This window comes from Rhizobium sp. X9, from assembly GCF_018873185.1.
Classification (GTDB): domain Bacteria; phylum Pseudomonadota; class Alphaproteobacteria; order Rhizobiales; family Rhizobiaceae; genus Agrobacterium; species Agrobacterium oryzihabitans.
Genome location: NZ_CP071314.1, coordinates 35,489 through 53,241 on the forward strand (window position 1 = coordinate 35,489; position 17,753 = coordinate 53,241).

Below are 17,753 nucleotides of genomic sequence, written 5' to 3' on the forward strand. Positions count from 1 at the left end.
GATTCCGCCCCCTCCCGCAAACGACCCCAAGAACGGTGGCCCGGCGGACGCTTCTCAAGCCTCATGATCGACAAGAGCTTGTCGGTATTCCAACTGACGAAGACAGTCTGATCCGTCATTATTCCCTGTCCCCGGCAGATCGACTCGAAATCGAGGTTCGCCGTCGCGAGCATAACCGGCTGGGATTTGCGCTGCAGCTCTGCCTGATGCGTTATCCCGGCCGTGCGCTTATTGCCAACGAAGCCCTTCCCATGCCGATGCTCAACCATGTTGCTGAGCAAGTCGGAGCCGACCCGGCGTCATTCGAATTGTATGCTCGCCGCGAAGAAACACGCATGAACCACGTCGCGCGCCTGTTGGGCTATCTCGAAATGAGAAGCCCGACAGGCGAGGATCGACGCGCGGCGCTCCTGGCAGCTATCGAAACAGCTTCAACGACCGACAAGGGAGCGGTGATCGCAAACGCAATCATCACCATGTATCGGGAGCGCCGGGTTCTGCTGCCGGTGGTGACCATGATCGAGCGCATGGGGTTGGCAGCGCGCGCAATCGCCCGCCGCCGTGCCGAGGCCGCGCTGATCTCGGATCTCGATCCGGACAAGCTCGAAGCCCTCGATGCCCTGCTGGACGTTGATCCTGCAATAGGTCAGACGCGCTTTCACTGGCTGCGTTCCGCGCCCGATGCACCGGGAGCGGGGAATTTGGTCGGTTTGACGGAGCGTATCATGTTCCTGCGTTCGCTCGGGATCGATCCACGCTTACAGGCCCGCATCCCCTCCGGACGATGGGACCAGATGGTCCGGGAAGGTGATGCAGCACCGGCCTGGCTCGCCGGCGAATTTGGCGCCAGCCGCCGGCGTGCGACGATCGTGGTGCAGATTATCAAGCTCGGCCAGAAGCTCACCGACGATGCAATGACCATGTTCATCAAGCTGATGGGCCGGCTGTTCTCCCAGGCGAACAACCGGAGAAAGCAGCGTCACATGAACGCCCGCATGGAAACGTCCAAGGCGCTGCGACTGTTCCTCGACACGATCGTTGCCTTGCAGGCCGCCAATGATGCCGATGAAGATGCGATCGAGACGGTAAACCGGCAAGTCGGCTGGCATCGGCTGCTGCAGATCAAGCCCGGTCTCGAGGCGATGGTGGAGAGCGCCAACGCTTCGCCGCTGGTGCTGGCGGCCGAGCAACATGGAAACATCCGCAAGTTTGCCGGCGCTTTCCTTCAGGCATTCACGTTCCGCTCGCGCCGTCGGCACGATCCGCTGCTTGCGGCGGTCGCGACCCTGAAAATGCTTTATGTGGAGGGACGCCGTGTTCTGCCGGATCGCGTGCCGGTCGGCCATCTGGGTGCGAACGAAAGGAAACTGGTCTTCGAGGATGGCAAGCCGGATCGGCGGCTTTATGAAATCGCCACCTTCGCTCATTTACGGGACCGGCTGCATTCGCGCGATGTGTGGGTCGAGGGCAGCCGGTCATTCCGGCCGATAGACGAAGATCTCATGCCGAAGCCAACCTTTGTCGCCCTGAGGGGGCAAGATCAGCTTGGCCTCGGTGTCCAGACCGACTGCGCTGCCTGGCTCGCGGACGTCCGGGAGATGATGGACGTCAACCTCAAACGGCTGGCCTGGCGCGCCCGTTTCGGCAAGCTCGATGGCGTCAGGATGGAAAACGGCACGCTGATCGTGACGCCGCATACCAGCGATGCTCCCGCCGCGGCGGAAGCCATCAATGCCGAAATCACGGAGATGTATCCTCTGGTCGAGGTGCCCGATCTCCTGCGGGAAGTGCATGAGTGGACCGGGTTTGCCGACCAGTTCACTCATGTCCGGACGGGAGATGCGCCGCAAAACATCGCCGCCATGCTGGCCGGCGTGCTTGCCGATGGCACGAATCTCGGCCCGAAACGCATGGCTGGGGCGTCGAAGGGGATCAGCGCCCACCAGATCGGCTGGATGCGCAGCTTCCATGCCCGCTCCGAAACCTATCGGGCCGCGCAGGCCTGCGTCACCGATGCCCATACCCGCCATCCGCATGCGCAAATTTGGGGCGACGGAACGACAGCCTCATCCGATGGGCAATTCTTCCGCGCCAGTGACCGGGCCGCAAGGCGCAGCGACATCAACCTGCATTATGGCAGCGAGCCGGGCTCGAAGTTCTACAGCGGGCTTTCCGACCAATACGGCTATTACAGCATCCTGCCGATCAGCCCGACCGAAAGCGAGGCCGTCTATGTGCTCGACGGCCTGTTCGACCACGACACGGTTCTGGAGATCGAAGAGCTGTTCACCGATACCGGCGGCGCCAGCGATCATGTTTTTGCGCTGTTCTGCCTGATCGGCAAGCGCTTCGCGCCGCGCCTTCGCAATATCAAGGACCGGAAACTGCACACCTTCGAGAAGGCCGATATCTATCCGGCGCTGGCAAATCATATCGGCGTGCCGATCAACACCGCCCTCATCATGGACCATTGGGACGAACTCCTGCGCCTTGCCGCGTCGATCACGACGCGCACCGTCGCGCCGTCGGCGATCCTCAAGAAGTTCTCCGCATCGTCGAAATCCAGCGATCTCGCCAAAGCGTTGCGCGAACTCGGCCGTATCGAGCGCACCCTGTTCATGATCGAGTGGTATTCCAGCCCGGCACTGCGTCGGCGTTGCCAGGCCGGGCTCAACAAGGGCGAGGCCGCTCACAAGCTCAAACGCGCCGTCTTTTTCCATGAGCGCGGCGAGATCCGTGATCGCTCCTTTGACAGCCAGGCCTTCCGAGCTTCCGGTCTCAACCTGGTGGTCAGCGCCATCGTCCATTGGAACACCGTCTACCTCAGCCGGGCAACGGCTCATCTGCGCCAGCAAGGCCGAAATATCCCCGACGAGTTGCTGAAACACGTCTCGCCCCTCAGTTGGGAGCACATAAATCTCACCGGCATCTATTCATGGGACACCGAGCAGCAGATGTCCGAAGGCTTCAGGCCCTTGCGACTTGCCAGAAAAATCCTCCGCGCCGCGTGATGTTCAGGGTCCGTTCGAGCTTAGCGCAGGATTTTCAACAGACCTTGTTCTGCCCCCCTCATCGAGGGCGCGATATGTGCGAGAACCTTTGATCCAGATCTCGTTGGCAGCGATCCGGTTCTTCAGCTCAACGATGACAAAGATTTCCAGCATTCTGCGGTCAACCGAGCCATCTGGCGTTCTGATTTCCTTGCTCCACCGCTTGTCGACCAGATCGAGCGCCGCTTTGATCCATTGCGCGTCCAGAGAGCGACGGCGGCTTTTCCCTGCGGCCGTCATTTGCATCACCACGTTGATGAAATCACGGCTCTGACGATTACCCTCGAACGTGAAGGCTGCCAGGAATGGTGCTGCAAAGCGCCGGATACGCATATATTGCGCCGGCAGATAGGCAATCAGATCATCGTCCTTGCGGGGACGAGATGCTGCCTTCGCAGCCGCGGTTGCCCGCATCAACTGCTCCCAGCCGCCGACTGCATTGACCGCCTCATCGAGCGAAAGGTCGGTTTCTCGCCTGGCAGCGATCGCCTCACCGAAGCCCACGAAGAAATCCAGCGCCGATGTCGCCGAGGTGGCGGTTTCCAGCAGTCGTTTGTCGCGCTCTGCCTCGGCCCGCCGAAACGCCTTGCCGATCAGGACTTCGAACATGGCGATTGCGGCATCCGTGAGCGCGATTTCCATCTCCAGAAGGAAAGCTGCGAGCGTAGCATATCGGCGGCCGGGCCGCATTTGCTCGAAGTTCTGGGCGGTCAGGCGCCGGCCCTCTTGTGCCATGCGGCTCACCCGATGGGCGGGGACGGCCTGAAGCACATCACTTGAAAGGCCAACGTGGCGCACGGCCTCAAGCCGATCGATCAGACCCCGCATCGCTGCGTCTCCAGCCTTTCCGGCAGGTTCACGTAACCAGGAGACCCCGCTCTGGCGGACGCGTGGACCAATACCGAGCAGCGCTTCCATTCTGACGATGATGTCGGGCGTCAGCCTTCCGGCAACATCGGCAAACAGCGCCTCCTCAGCCTCGGTGCATGCCTGTCCGGCCATCCGTTCGATCACGGTGATGCCGGGAATGACGATACGCCGCCGGCGCATCTCATCGGCGAGAGCGGCGACGACGAATTTGTCCTTGGTCGAGGCGATCGCCACGCCGCGCGCGAAGGCAAGCAGATCGGTGCGCAACGGGTGGCTCAGCTCGCTGAACCCGTAGTGTTGGCGGAGGACGGTCAGTTGTTCGTAGCGTGTGGGCGCTCTTCGTGCGAAGCTGGCAAGTGCATTCGGCTCGATGCGGAGTTGCTCGGCAAGGAAGGTGAGCGCGCTTTCCGGGATGACCTCTCCGCGCTGGATGAGACGGCCGGGATAACGGAGCGCACAAAGCTGAAGGGCCAAGCCAAGACGGGTATCGTCGCGACGGCGCGTTTCCAGAAGACGATGGTCCTCATCATCAAGGCTCCAATGGCGGATCAGGGTGTCGTCGTCGCTGGGCAGGGCAAGGAAATTCTGCCGTTCGGCATCCGTCAAAATCATGCGGCGAGGCATCGGCGCTCCATATGTCACAAAAAGACTGGAGATAACCGTTCGCGGAGCTTACTTTGCAAGACGGGTTATGTGACAATCTACAGGCTTTGGCGCGGCCAAATCGAAATTGTCACGCAGACGGACGAATAAATGACAGCTCTGATCGGATATGCGCGAGTGTCGAAAGCCGACGGCAGCCAGGTCCATGACCTTCAGCGTGACGCGCTGGCACAGGCTGGTGTCGACGCCAACAATGTCTATGAGGATGCCGCGTCAGGAAAGAAAGAGGACCGTCCAGGTCTCACCGCCTGCCTGAAGGCGCTGCGTCGCGGTGACACGCTTGTCGTCTGGAAGCTCGATCGACTCGGCCGCGATCTCCGCCACCTCGTCAATCTGGTCGATGATCTGACCCAACGGCATATCGGCCTCAAGGTTCTGGCAGGTGAAGGGGCGTCGATCGACACCTCGACGGCGAATGGCCGGCTGGTGTTCGGCATATTCGCGGCGCTGGCTGAGTTCGAGCGGGCATTGATCATTGAGCGCACCAAAGCTGGTCTCGCCGCCGCACGCGCACGTGGCCGGAACGGCGGAGCGCCCTTCAAAATGACGCCGGCGAAGCTGCGCCTTGCTCAGGCAGCAATGGGGAAGCCGGAAACCAAGGTGGCCGATCTTTGCGCCGAACTCGGTATCACACGACAGACGCTCTACCGGTTTGTCGATCCTAAGGGCGCGCTGCGCACCGATGGAGAGCGGCTGCTTATGCGGAAGGCAAAGAAATGAAACGAGTCCTCATCGTCGGTTGTCCGGGCGCCGGGAAATCCACACTCGCCAAAGAACTGGCCGAAGCGACCCGCTTGCCCGTCGTCCACCTCGATAGACATTACTGGCAGCCGGGCTGGCAAAGGCCGGATAGCGCATCATGGCAGAAAACCGTCGAAAAGCTTGCGGCGCAATCTGAATGGATTATGGACGGGAATTATAGCGGCACGCTTGAGCAGCGATTGGCATCTGCGGACACGCTTATCCATCTCGATTACACAACATCGTTATGCCTGTGGCGAGTTATTCGACGAACGGTATCCGGTTTGGGCCGAAATCGCGGTGATCAGCTCGCGCCGGGATGTCCTGAACGCTTTGATTGGGCCTTCTTCCGATTTGTGATCAATTACCGAAAGGAGCAACGACAGCGCGACCTTGCTCGAATGGAAGGATTTGCCGGTCGGGTGTTCCGGTTCACCTCGCCAGCCGAACTGTTGGGCTTCGTAGCTGCCATCAAGAAGGCTGCGCAAAAGGCGTGAAATCGGCCTACCGTATATCTGTGCCCCTTTAATGTTCAGGGGCCTCCTCGGGCGGCTCGGCAAGGCCCCTCCCCCGCCTGCGGATCACGGACAGGACCAGAGGGCTTGGAGCGAGCAAATTGACGCTTACAGGCAGGCCTTGCCCCTCGATGAGCGGACACAGCTCGACGTGGGCGATACGCCGGTTGGGGCGGCTCTTGTTGGCATGGCAAAAGCCTTGATGAAACGTGAGTCTGATAACCAGACTGAATCCCCCTCTAATTCTATTCTTTATGTAAAAACATAAGCGGTCGCCGCTGTTCGGGCCTCTTACGAGGCCCTGCGGCGGTTCCGGCCCGCATATAGGCGGGCCGGCGCGGCACCCTCAGAACTTCAAAACGCAACGCTTGCGTCTGCGGCCCACCTCGCATGGGCTTTCGAGAAGAAGAAGGCTGCAAGGGCAGCGCCTATTTACTCAAATGAGTGCTTGAGGTTAAAACCTGTTTACTCAAAAGCTCAAACCTGATATACTCATTTGAGTAAATACACATTTCATCAAAATTAGGAGCTTCGGCCGTGCATGTGATTGCCGTTTTAAACCAAAAGGGAGGGGCGGGGAAAACGACGATCGCCACCCACCTGGCCCGCGCCTTGCAGATCGGTGGCGCTGACGTGCTGCTGATCGATTCCGACCCACAGGGCAGCGCCCGCGATTGGGCCGCCGTGCGAGAGGACCAGCCCGTTTCCGTGGTCGGGCTGGACCGGCCGACGATCGAGCGCGATTTGAAGAATGTCGCCCGCAAGGATTTCGTCGTGATCGACGGAGCGCCACAGGCGGCCGACCTCGCCGTCTCTGCGATCAAGGCCGCGAATTTTATCCTGATCCCGGTGCAGCCCTCGCCCTACGATATTTGGGCCACGGCCGAGCTAGTCGATTTGGTCAAGCAGCGCATGGAGATCACAGACGGCAAGTTGCGCGCTGCGTTCGTCGTGTCCCGCGCCATCAAGGGAACGAGGATCGGCAACGAGATCACCGACGCCCTGAACGGTTACGGCCTGCCGATCTTGGCGACCCGGATCACGCAGCGCGTGAGTTATCCCGGCTCCGCTGCTGCAGGGTCAACCGTTCTCGATTTGGAACCGGATAGCGAAGCGGCCCGCGAAATGACGGCGCTTGCGAACGAAATCAAACAATTGTTCAATTGAGTAAATAAGGAAAGCATCAAATGAGTGAAGAAAAAAAGGGTATGCTCAGCGCCGGCCGGCCGAGCAACGTGCGGAAGGCCGCCACGCTCGCCAGCCTTTCCGATAAAGGCGGAACCGTGCGCGTGAATTTCGATCTGGACCGTGAGGAACACAAACGGCTCAAGCTCATGGCCGTTGAGCAGGGACGCACCATTTCCGAGATATTGCGGGAGATGATTACTCAATCACTTAAATGAGTGATTGAGGTGTGTGTAGGATAAGGCATTCCCGATCGTGCCTATTTGTGATAGTGTTTAATCCTACTAAGCGCGATCAAGTCAGGGAGATTCCCATGCGCAGCACGCAACAGTTCAGCGTCACGTTACCGAACGAAATGGCGCAGATGGTCAAGACTAAGGTTTCGTCGGGGGAGTATGCCAGCGAGAGCGAGGTTATACGCGACGGGTTGCGTGCCCTACAGGCGCGCGACAAGGCCCTTGAAACTTGGCTTCGCACGGAAGTTGCGACCGCCTATGACGAGCTGAAGGCAGACCCGTCGATAGGCCGCACCCCGGAACAGGTATTGGCCACTTTGAAGGCCGAAACCGAGCGCCAATTGAAAGTCCGCTAAGGCATGTCGCATCGCGTCATCTTCTCGCCGAGGGCGGAAGCGCAGCTTGTGAAGCTGCATAGTGATATTGGCGAGAAGGCCGCGCCGGAGGTTGGCGAGCGATATACTACCGCCATCGTGAAACATTGTCTCGGCTTCTCGACCTTCCCGCATCGAGGAACGCGCCACGACGATATAAGGCCAGGTCTGCGAACTGTAGGATACCGACGGCGCGTGACGATCGCGTTTGAGGTGACAAGCGACACCGTGAATATTCTTGGCGTCTATTACGGCGGTCAGGACTATGAGGCAGATTTGCGGGATAGTGAGCAATAGTTCACCTCGCCTAGAATCCCGATTGCGCATGGGTCCGTCAGTCACTCAATTGTGTATTTGAGTATATACTCAAACGCTCATTGCCTCAAACCCGCCCCCGGCCGTCCCTTCGGTCACTACGGCGCAATGGGGGAGCGCGTTCCCTACGGGCCGGCGGGGGGCTACCGTTGCGGGTGTGGCGATGTTGGTTTCTGTCATGGTTTCGCGGCGCGCGCCGCGCCGCCCCGGAGGCGAACGCGCCCCCATGTCGCGCTGTAGAGAGCCGGAGGGCCGCTCGTGACAAAGCCCCGGTGCGTCAGCGCCGGGACCGCTTTTCCCATCTGGCCGGTTCAGGACGCGGTTGTTTCAGCATTTCGCGTATCTCCGCCATTCCTTCTTCAAAAGGAAGGGCCGGCCGGGGATCATCGGCCGCCGCCTTGATGCTGCGCTTGAGCAGTTCGCGGCGCAGATCGGCATGGGGTTCCAGCTCCTTATGCTCGCCCAGGATCACGAACACGGCTTCGGACGGATCAAGGAACTTGCCCTGTTCAATCAGGTCGAGCAGCCACAGGGCCAGAGACGGCGGCAGATAGGCTTCAAACCGCAAACCGCCTTTTGCGACCTGGTTGCGGAGCCGGTTGGCTTGTTCGACGGCATGGGCTTTGTCGGCGGGATCGGGCCATTCGGATATATCAGGGTCGGTCATGGTTTCATCCTTCATGCCTGGTCGAACAGCCCCCGGAACTCGGCATCGGCATAATAGGCGAGCTTGCCGGCGACGATCGGCCGTTGCCCGGCGAGGAACAGCAATTCGAGGTTCTGCGGCAGGTTGCGGACCTCATCCGGGGTCAGCAGCGCGCGGGCTATATGTTGCTCGCCGTAGGTGATGCCGCTTTCCTCTGCATCGAGGGCGCGGCTCATGGTCTGGAACACGACGGTTTCCTGTCCGAGCAGATCGGAGACGAGGCGGGCGCTGTCATGATCATTGACGCCGAAGACCTGCAGGACGCCGGCGTTTGACAGGAAGGTTCCGGCGCGCTGTCCGTATGTGGCGCGGAGCTGGTGAACGTCCTGCAGGATGGGCCAGAGCTGGACGCCATATCCGGCCATGAGGCCCATTGCGCGCTCGACCGGGGCCAGATAGCCGAGGGCGGCGAACTCATCGAGCAGATAGAGGACCGGGGCGGCGGGCTTGGCCGGATCGCGGGCCATGTCGGTGAGGCTTTGCGCGACGAGCAGGCGCAGCCATCGGGAATAGGTCGAGAGACGATCGGGCGGCAGGACGAGGAACACCGTCCCGGTGCGCTTCTTCAGGTCCGCGAAGGCGAAATAGCTTTCATCCATGACCCTGTGCATTCGGGGTGAATCCAGAAAATGGGTATGGCGCTGTGCGGCCGAGAGAACGCCGGCTGCTTCCCGGTCAGACTTGCCGAGGTGGCGGTTTGCTGCGCGGGCGACCAGGCCGTTGGCGGCGGTTGACGCTTGCATGTCCTTCAGGAGTGCGACGAAGGCTTCCGGGGCGAGCGTCAGATATTCACGCAGCGTGCCGAGGTGACATCGGCTGGTCGGCTCGGCGGCGATGATCTTGAGGATCAGGCCGGCAATGAGCGCCTTGGCCTCCTCGTTCCAATGCGCCTCGCCGGCCGTGCCCGGTTCATCGAACACGAGGGCGTCGGCCAGGGTGCTTGCATCTTCGGCTACGTCGAGGCCGACGGGGTCGAGCCCTTCCAGCGGGTTGAAGGCGGCTGAGGGTTTGCCGGTGACGCCGAAGGGGTCGAGGATATAGACCGGGCCGAAGGTTGCACGGGCGCGGCCGGCGATCCTGGCATTCTCGCCCTTGGGGTCGATGCAGATCACGGAGCGGTCGGCGGTAAGCAGGTTTGGAATGATGGTGCCGACGCCTTTGCCGGTCCTGGTCGGTGCCATGGTCAACAGGTGGGCCGGACCGGCATAGCGCAGCAGCTTTTTTGTCTTGGGATCGCGGCCGATCAGCAGCCCGTTATCGGTGCGGGTGAGGGCGGCGGTTTCCTTGTTTGTGGCGAAGCGGGCTGATCCGTGGGTGTCGTTCTCCAGATTGCCAAAGTGGAAGATCAGGGGTTGTGTGAGGAAGTAGAAGGCGACGGCCAGCATGATGAGCAGCGTCACGAGATACCAGCCGATGAGGGGCATCGAGCCGGGGCCGAAGCCGTATTCCCGCAAGAGTGCCTGCCCGCCGAGGCCGACCACGAACAGGATAAGGAGCAGGACGAGGAAACCCTGAAACAGCGGTTTGGCGAGACGGAAGGGGGCGGCGAGCAGGGAGATGAAGGCCCATCGGGGATTCTGCGCGGCCTCACGCAGCATGTTCTTGAACGCGGCCCATGCAAGCGTCGTCTGACTCATGAAGCAGCTTCCCCAGCGTTCCCCGCCGCTTCTCCCCTGGGCGTGTTGGCGAGCAGATCGGCAAACAAAGCCTTGTCGCCGTCGCGCGTCAAAAAGTCGGGCAGCTCTTTGCGTAGCCAGTCGCCTAGCCGCCGTGTAAAATCTGGATCGTTCGAGTTTTCGAGCCGGTGCAGGACGAGCGCGCCGAGCAGCACCTTGCGGCGGGTATCGTTCGCCCGTTCCTGTTTCCCGAGCCGGGCCTTGAGGCTGGCGCGCTGCGCGTCCAGCTCGGCCAGCCGTTGTTCGATCGTCTTGCGAGCCATATGTCGTTTCCCTCCTATTTCGCGGGGCGGGCGGTAGCCTCACCCTTGAGGCGAACCATGATGATTTTCGGGTTGTCGCCAATGCGCTCGATCTCGACAATGCCGGACGCATCGACCAGATCGGAGAGGCGCGGGAAACCGAAATTGCGAGCGTCGAAATCCGGCGACTGTTTCGCCAGGTGCGCACCGACGCGGGCCAGATTGGCGCGGCCGTCTTCATCGGCCGAGGCGGTGACTGCCTTCGCCAGCATGTCGAGGGCAGCACGATCGAGCGCCGCTTTCGCTGGCGCAGGTTTGGCGGTGGATGCCTTGGGCGCGACAACGGCTTCCGCTTCCTTCTGTTCCCCGGCGGCCGTGTTGAGCACGTCGAAATAAACGAACTTGTCGCAAGCAGTAATGAAGGGGCGTGGTGTCTTTCGTTCCCCGAAGCCATAGACGGTGACGCCCTGTTCGCGGATGCGGGCTGCGAGGCGGGCGAAATCGCTATCGCTTGAGACTATGCAGAAGCCGGAGAAGCGGCCGGTATAGAGCAAGTCCATAGCGTCGATAATCATTGCGCCATCGGTGGCATTCTTGCCGGTCGTGTAGGCGAATTGCTGGACTGGCTGAATCGAGTGTTCCAGCAGGCATTCTTTCCAGCCGTTGAGATTGGGCTTTGTCCAGTCGCCATAAATGCGTTTTACGCTGGCAGTTCCATAGTTGGCGATTTCAGCGAGTAGGCCACCGACGATCTTGGGTGAAGCATTGTCGCCATCGATTAGGAGCGCCAATGCCGGGTTATTTTCTATTGCCATATTCTTCACCCTCCAATGGACGCCAGATTATACGAAGACACGCCCGGCTCAAGCGTTTCCCGTCATATCGCCTTGTGTGATCTTGAAAAGTCATCGGTTTTGCAGCACAATCGCGGCCTCAGTTCATTGCATCGACATAGCCGCAAGCGCCACACCGAGCGACGAAAGAGCGAAGCGATTGAGTTGCTAAGGGCGCACTTACGAGTTACTGCGTAACTCAGCGCGCCGCCAGCTAGGAGGCTGGCGGGAAATTGGAAACGGCATCGAGGCAACGGGTTGGCGATCTACCATTTGAGCATGAAGCCAGTTTCGAGGGTGAGCGGCCGGGGCGCCGTCGCTTCGATGGCCTATCGTGCCGGGGAGAAGCTGACCAATGAGCGCGACGGCATCACGCATGACTATACGGCCAAGCAGGGCGTGGAACATGCGGAGATCGTCTTGCCGGAAGGCGTCAACGCGGAATGGGCCAAGGATCGTTCGGCCTTGTGGAATGCCGCCGAGTTTGCCGAGAAGCGGAAAGACGCGCGTGTAGCCCGCGAATTTGAGATTGCCTTGCCGCATGAGCTTTCGGCCGAGCAGCGGCTAGAGGCTACGCGGGAGTTCGCGCAGGAGCTGGCGAACCGATATGGCGCGGCGGTGGATTTCGCGATCCATTCGCCTCACGACGCCAGCGACGTTCGCAATCATCATGCGCATGTGATGATGACGACGCGGCAGGTTGGCGAGAGTGGTCTAGGCGAGAAGACCTATCTTGAGCGCGAAAACAAATGGCTGTTGGCGCACGACCTGCCCACGACCGACATGCAGCTCCGCGACCTTCGCCAGCGGTGGGAGGGGATCGCGAACGAGCGGCTTGCGATGGCCGGGCTTGATATTCGGATCGACCATCGTTCACACATGGAGCGCGGGCTAGAGATCGCGCCGACCGAGCATATGGGCGTCCATGCCTCGCAGATGGAGCGGCGCGGCCTCGACGTGTCGCGCACGCGGCTGGACGAGGATGCGGCGCGGCGCAATGCCGAGCTGATCCGGGAGAAGCCCGAGCAGGTTCTAACCCTCATCACCGGCGAAAAGAGCGTGTTCGATCGCCACGACGTTGCGCGGGCGCTGCATCGCTACATCAACGACGACCCGCAGGAGTTCCAGAGCGCCTTTGCGAAGGTGATGGCCTCGCCGGCGCTTGTGGAGCTTCAGCCGGAGCGGATCGACCAGGCTACGGGGGAGATCGAGCTTGCACGGTTCTCAACCCGCGAAATGGTCGAGATTGAATCCGGCATGATCGAGAGCGCGCAGCGGATGCACCAGGTGCAATCTCATGGTGTCGATCGCCGGCATGTCGATCGCGCCATAGAGCGGCAGGACGCCGCCATTCAGCGCAGCGCCGGCGATGCTTCGGCCCGGCTGTCGGACGAGCAGCGCCGGGCGATCGAGCATATCACCGGCCCGGAGCGGATCGCGGCCGTTGTCGGTTATGCCGGCGCTGGCAAGTCCACCATGCTCGCGGCCGCGCGCGAGGCGTGGGAGGCCGAGGGCTATCAGGTCCACGGCGCGGCGCTGTCGGGCAAGGCGGCCGAGGGCTTGGAGGAAAGTTCCGGCATCCAGAGCCGCACCCTCGCGTCATGGTCCCGTGGTTGGGAGAACGACCGCGGCACGATCGGCCGCGGCGACGTCTTCGTGATCGACGAGGCGGGCATGGTCGGGAGCCGCCAGCTCGCCCGCTTCGTTGGCGAGGCCGAGGCGCGCGGGGCGAAGATCGTCCTTGTAGGCGATCACGAGCAGTTGCAGGCGATCGGGGCCGGCGCACCGTTCCGGGTGATCACGGAGGAAATCGGCCATGCCGAGCTTTCCGAAATCCGCCGGCAGCGCGTGGACTGGCAGCGCGAGGCGTCCGTTGACTTCGCCACGCACCGGACGGCCGAGGGCTTGGCGGCCTATCGGGATCGCGGCGCTATCAGCTTTGCGGAAACTGGCGAGGACGCGCGCGGCCAGATCGTGCGCGATTACCTTGCCGATCGCGATGAGCGGCCGGAGGGGACGCGCGTTGCGATGGCGCATCGCCGGGCCGATGTTCGCGCCATCAATGACGCGATCCGGGCCGAGCTACAGGACCGGGGCGAGCTGGCGCAGGGCGAGGATGCCGGTGCGCTGACTTTCCAGACCAATGACGGCAAGCGGGACTTCGCGCCGGGCGACCGTATCGTGTTCTTGGAGAACAGCCGCGACCTTGGCGTGAAAAACGGGATGCTTGGCACCGTCGAGCATGTCGAGGCCGGCCGGATCGTCGCGCAGCTCGACGGCCGGGGCGGCGAGAGCGTCAGCGTGCCGATGGGCGATTATCAGGCGATCGACCACGGCTATGCGACGACGATTCACAAAAATCAGGGGGCGACGGTCGATCGTTCCTATGTGATGGCGTCGGGGACGATGGATCGGCATCTAACCTATGTCGCCATGACCCGGCATCGTGACGGCGTGCAGCTCTACGCGGCACAGGACGAGTTCACCAATGCCGGCCGCCTGGTCGAGTACGGAGCTGCGCCGTTCGAGCATGACCCGCAGAAGTCCGGCAGCTATTTCGTGACGCTGGAAAACGACAAGGGCGAGCAGCGCACCCTATGGGGCGTCGATCTAGAGCGCGCCATGAAGGAGGCCGCGCCGGAGATCGGGGAGAAGATCGGCCTTCAGCATCTAGGCTCCACCCCCGTCACCTTACCGGATGGGACGCAGACGCACCGGAGCACATGGAAGGTTCAGGACGCCGGCGAGCTCGCCTATGAGCAGCTAGAAAACCGCCTGTCCCGGTCTGGCGTGAAGGAAACGACACTCGACTATACCCGCGACTTTGCCGAGCGGCGCGGAATCGCGGAAGCGATCGGCATCCGCAGCGAGATCGAGATTCCGGCCGAGCGCGCCGGGCTACGTGCGGAACGGGAGTCGACGGCCGAGCGGCCGAAGCTGGACCGTGCCGGCGAGGACGGCCCGCAGATCGAGCAGAAAGGGCCGCAGCAGGCCGAGAAGCAGCGGGGCGGCATGTTCGCCGGCCTCAAGCTCAATGCCCGTTCCGCGCCCTCTCTGGAGCGCAGCACAGGCACGCCGGAGCAGCGGCCGGAAAGGGAGGGGAGCTTGCGGGCTTCGTCGGCGCCAGAGGGGCCGGCGCAGGACCGGCTTGCGGATCGGGCGCGGCGGCAGTCGCCGCTTGAAGCCGCCGTTGACCGTTATGCGCGGGCCTATCAGTCAATCGACCAGCACCGGCGCGACGGCCTGCCGGTTCTCGACATGCAGCGCCAGGAAATCCACGTCGCCGGCCAGCAGCTCGACCAGGCGCGGCCGGGATCGCACGACCTGATACGGTCGGCCCTGCAGCACGACCCGCAGACGGCCAAAGCCATCACGGAGCATTCCGGCCGCGATCGTGTCGGCCAGCTCGTCGCCGGCATGGATCGGGAGCGGGCGGCGCTGGCAGACCCGAACGTCAGGGCCGAGCGCTTCGTGAACCGCTGGCAGGAATTGCAGGGCCAGCGCCGGGAGCTGCGCGGCTGGCAGCACGACGAGGCGCGCGGCAAGGTCGAAAGCCAGATGAGCGGCCTTGCCAAGAGCCTTGAGCGCGACCCGCAGGCGGAATCCATCGTGAGAAACCGCAGCCGGGAGCTTGGTATCGGGCAGGAGCTGCGCCGCGAGCAGAGCGTTGCCCGCGCCCTTCAGGACGAAATGACACGCGGCCAGCGGCTTAGCCGGGGCATATCGATGTAGAAAGGGAGTTCATGACGGAACTGGACGACGACAGGCAGGCCCACGAGCCGATGCAGGACGAGGACGCCGGCGATCCTGCCGCCGCCTTCGATGCGCTGCGCCGCACGATCGAGACGCAGGGCGCGCAGATCGGCGCGGAAATGACCGTCATGCGGCGCGGGCTGGAAGCGGCCTTCGACCAGCTCGAAAAGATCGAGCCGGCGCAGGACTACAAGCCCCAGCTCGCCCAGCTCGTGCAGCAGCTCGCCGTTGTCGCGGAGCATCTACAGGGCGTCGAGCAGTCGCCCATTCTGCGCAACGGGCCGGAGCATTATGCCGCCCGCCTCGAGCGCAGCGGCGAGGGCCTGGTGAGGACCGCCGTGCAGCAGCTCGAGCGCCAGGCATCCGACCTCGAGCGCGCCGGCCGGAACCTTTCGGCGCACGTCGCCAGCGCACGGGAGCGCAAGCGGCAAAATTGGTGGCTGGTCGTCGCCTTCGCTATCGGCCTGATCGTTGGCGCGCTGGTGATGCTGTTCCTTCCGCGCGTGTTGCCCGGTTCGGTCAACATGGCCGTTGCGGCAACCGTCATGAATGCCGATCGTTGGAAGGCCGGAGGCGTGTTGATGCAGTCGGGAAGCCCCGAAGGCTGGCGCAGCATCGTGGAGGCGAGCGATCTGGTGCGCGCCAATCGGGAGGCGCTTTCCGCGTGCGCTGAGGCGGCCGCCAAGATGAAGAAAGATCAGCGATGCACAATCACCGTGTCAGCGCCGGAGCAGTAATGTAGAGTTGTCGCGGGTTTTAGGATTTGTGCGACAACACGTTTTGAATCCTTCGATCAGCGATGGAGGATCACCGCCGCCGGCTATCGGGAACAATCAAGTCTCAGTTGTCGATACCCACCAGATGTTGCCAGAACTGTCCTGGAGGCCGGCTCGCCTATCACCATCACCGCTGGATGACGGTGCTTGGATAACAGCGGCGCCTGCCGCTTTGGCTTGCTCGAAGGTCGCATCAACGTCTTTCACATAGACATGCAGCCATACGGGAAATCCCGGATACTGTTCATTCGCCTGCGAGATCATGACGACGCTGTCGCCGATTTGGATTTCGCCATGGCTTAGCGTTCCATCGGCGCGTTCTTCGGCGCGCAATACCTGCCCTCCAAGAAAACGCTTGGCAAAATCAATGACGGCTTCTGCTTCGTTTGCCATGAGATAGACGGATACATCCGGATGGCCTTTGGGTTTGTAGTTTTTCATGTCGTTCCCCATGTGTAAGAGAAGGAATTGCAGATGGGTGGCATCTCACCTCCTTCCGGCGATGGCATCTCAGTCGGTTGTTGCGCCAATTTTTATTGGCCTTTCCCTTCGTCTCCTCCTGCCAGCAAGGGCAGACTGCGACTGGTCGTGCCTTGCGCCAGGCGTTCAGAATGAGCGCCATGAGAAGCGTCTTACCAATGCCGCAGGGAGTCGACTCTGGCCGACTGCCTTTCGCGAAATTCCTAAAGCCTGCTCGCATGTTTCGGGAGTTGCGCGACAGCTACGGCATGTGGAGCTTGGTCAGAGTTCGCAGCCTATTCGCACGAGGTTTTCGTCGGGGTCGGATACGGCGAATTCATACATTCCCCATGGTTGTTTTTTGGGTTGATGCGCCAATCGCTCGCCTAGTTTAGAAGCGATGTTGTCTACATCCTGCGTGTAAATGTAGATTCCAAATGGGTTTCTTCCCGGAACGAGCCAATCCTTGGGAGCTATACTGAGATGAATAAAATCCGCCCATGCCGTCAGAGTCCGTCCCGGAACTCATGACGCTCGCGCGATGCGGCGGATAAGAACCATGGCGGCGGCTGCGTAGAGGAAGGCCGTCGCGGAGGCGATGGTGGCTTCGGCGTCCTTCCAGAGCCGTCTATTTCGATTGATCCAGGCGAAGAAGCGCTCGACGACCCACCGCCGGGGCTGAACGGCGAAGCCGATTTGATCGGGCTTGCGCCGGACGATCTCGACGGCGATGCGGGTGGCGGTCGCGACACGCGGGCCTTGGTAGCCAGCGTCCGCGAAGACCTTCTCGATGAAGGGGAACGGGCGGCGCGAGGCGGCCAGCAGCGGGCCCGCCCCATCGCGATCCTGCACGCTGGCGGGATGGGCGAAGAGGACGAGGCCACGCCCGTCGGTATCGACGAGGGCGTGGCGCTTGCGACCCATGATCTTCTTGCCGGCGTCGTAGCCACGGGGCCCACCGGCTTCGTTCGTTTTCACGCTCTGGCTGTCGATGATGCAGGCGCTGGGCGAGGCCGGCCGACCGCTGCGTTCGCGATCGATCATCAGCAGCGCATGGTTGAGAGCCTCGAACACGCCCCCGTCTCGCCAGGCCGCAAACCAGCGATAGGCCGTGCTCTTGGGCGGAAGGTCGCTCGGCAGAAGCCGCCAGGCGACGCCTCCGCGCATGACGTAAAAGATCGCGTTGACGATCTCGCGCAGCGGCCAGGAGAGCGGCCGGCCCGTCCGCTTCGGCGCCGGTAGCAACGGCGCAATCAGCCGCCACTCCGCATCCGTCAAATCCGTTTCATATCGAAGTCCCGCGCGACTATGCTGCCGGCGAGTGGCTGGGGTCCACATCGCTCGCTCCAAGATGGCCTG

At 62.0% G+C, this 17,753-nt stretch carries 15 protein-coding genes and 1 pseudogene; 9 read left to right on the plus strand and 7 right to left on the minus strand.

What is annotated here, in order from left to right:
• Window positions 1–35: 35 nt before the first annotated feature.
• On the plus strand, window positions 36–3,011 hold the full coding sequence (locus tag JZY08_RS27040) for a Tn3 family transposase (RefSeq protein WP_216333635.1): 2,976 nt from the start codon (window positions 36–38) through the stop codon (window positions 3,009–3,011).
• Between the two features lie 57 nt (window positions 3,012–3,068).
• Here JZY08_RS27040 and JZY08_RS27045 read toward each other — a convergent pair.
• Window positions 3,069–4,544: pseudogene (locus JZY08_RS27045) on the minus strand (DUF4158 domain-containing protein); the annotation flags it as partial.
• Between the two features lie 129 nt (window positions 4,545–4,673).
• On the opposite strand from JZY08_RS27045, the gene JZY08_RS27050 reads away from it, so the two are divergent.
• From JZY08_RS27050 to JZY08_RS27075, 6 genes are all read left to right on the plus strand, one after another.
• Entirely contained in the window at window positions 4,674–5,303 is a 630-nt protein-coding gene (locus JZY08_RS27050) for a recombinase family protein (RefSeq protein ID WP_082186264.1), read from the plus strand.
• Window positions 5,300–5,821: an AAA family ATPase gene (locus JZY08_RS27055; RefSeq protein ID WP_082186265.1), complete on the plus strand. Its 522-nt coding sequence runs from the start codon at window positions 5,300–5,302 to the stop codon at window positions 5,819–5,821. Before JZY08_RS27050 ends, JZY08_RS27055 begins: the two co-directional genes overlap by 4 nt.
• Window positions 5,822–6,376: 555 nt before the next feature.
• Window positions 6,377–7,006, plus strand: a complete 630-nt coding sequence (parA, locus tag JZY08_RS27060) for a ParA family partition ATPase (RefSeq protein WP_103466565.1) — start codon at window positions 6,377–6,379, stop codon at window positions 7,004–7,006.
• Between the two features lie 20 nt (window positions 7,007–7,026).
• Window positions 7,027–7,242 (plus strand): plasmid partition protein ParG, encoded by a 216-nt coding sequence (locus JZY08_RS27065; RefSeq protein WP_103466567.1) that lies wholly within the window; start codon window positions 7,027–7,029, stop codon window positions 7,240–7,242.
• A 95-nt stretch (window positions 7,243–7,337) separates the two neighbouring features.
• The gene (locus JZY08_RS27070) at window positions 7,338–7,616 is read left to right on the plus strand and encodes a type II toxin-antitoxin system ParD family antitoxin (RefSeq protein WP_103466569.1); all 279 of its coding nucleotides are present in this window, start codon (window positions 7,338–7,340) and stop codon (window positions 7,614–7,616) included.
• Window positions 7,617–7,619: 3 nt separating this feature from the next.
• Window positions 7,620–7,931: a type II toxin-antitoxin system RelE/ParE family toxin gene (locus JZY08_RS27075; protein WP_103466571.1), complete on the plus strand. Its 312-nt coding sequence runs from the start codon at window positions 7,620–7,622 to the stop codon at window positions 7,929–7,931.
• 295 nt (window positions 7,932–8,226) lie between these two features.
• On the opposite strand, the gene JZY08_RS27080 is transcribed toward JZY08_RS27075, so the two are convergent.
• From JZY08_RS27080 to JZY08_RS27095, 4 genes are read right to left on the minus strand one after another with little or no spacing between them, the layout of a single operon-like run.
• Window positions 8,227–8,616 carry a hypothetical protein gene (locus tag JZY08_RS27080; protein WP_103466573.1) on the minus strand — a complete coding sequence of 130 codons (390 nt, stop codon included), beginning with the start codon at window positions 8,614–8,616 and terminating at the stop codon, window positions 8,227–8,229.
• A gap of 11 nt (window positions 8,617–8,627) precedes the next feature.
• The gene (locus JZY08_RS27085) at window positions 8,628–10,292 is read right to left on the minus strand and encodes a type IV secretory system conjugative DNA transfer family protein (RefSeq protein WP_103466575.1); all 1,665 of its coding nucleotides are present in this window, start codon (window positions 10,290–10,292) and stop codon (window positions 8,628–8,630) included.
• Window positions 10,289–10,594 (minus strand): mobilization protein, encoded by a 306-nt coding sequence (locus tag JZY08_RS27090; RefSeq protein WP_103466577.1) that lies wholly within the window; start codon window positions 10,592–10,594, stop codon window positions 10,289–10,291. Before JZY08_RS27090 ends, JZY08_RS27085 begins: the two co-directional genes overlap by 4 nt.
• Before the next feature lie 14 nt (window positions 10,595–10,608).
• Window positions 10,609–11,388, minus strand: a complete 780-nt coding sequence (locus JZY08_RS27095) for an NYN domain-containing protein (protein ID WP_094543838.1) — start codon at window positions 11,386–11,388, stop codon at window positions 10,609–10,611.
• A 276-nt stretch (window positions 11,389–11,664) separates the two neighbouring features.
• Here JZY08_RS27095 and traA point away from each other — a divergent pair, with 276 nt between their 5' ends.
• Both traA and JZY08_RS27105 read left to right on the plus strand, forming a co-directional pair.
• Window positions 11,665–15,138 carry a Ti-type conjugative transfer relaxase TraA gene (gene traA / locus JZY08_RS27100; RefSeq protein ID WP_216333590.1) on the plus strand — a complete coding sequence of 1,158 codons (3,474 nt, stop codon included), beginning with the start codon at window positions 11,665–11,667 and terminating at the stop codon, window positions 15,136–15,138.
• An 11-nt stretch (window positions 15,139–15,149) separates the two neighbouring features.
• Window positions 15,150–15,896 (plus strand): DUF6118 family protein, encoded by a 747-nt coding sequence (locus JZY08_RS27105; RefSeq protein ID WP_216333593.1) that lies wholly within the window; start codon window positions 15,150–15,152, stop codon window positions 15,894–15,896.
• A gap of 96 nt (window positions 15,897–15,992) precedes the next feature.
• Here the strand turns inward: JZY08_RS27105 and JZY08_RS27110 are convergent, their stop codons facing one another.
• Together JZY08_RS27110 and JZY08_RS27115 are read right to left on the minus strand one after the other, a co-directional pair.
• On the minus strand, window positions 15,993–16,376 hold the full coding sequence (locus JZY08_RS27110; RefSeq protein ID WP_216333595.1) for a VOC family protein: 384 nt from the start codon (window positions 16,374–16,376) through the stop codon (window positions 15,993–15,995).
• 543 nt (window positions 16,377–16,919) lie between these two features.
• Window positions 16,920–17,732 carry an IS5 family transposase gene (locus JZY08_RS27115; protein WP_047170150.1) on the minus strand — a complete coding sequence of 271 codons (813 nt, stop codon included), beginning with the start codon at window positions 17,730–17,732 and terminating at the stop codon, window positions 16,920–16,922.
• Window positions 17,733–17,753 lie beyond the last annotated feature (21 nt).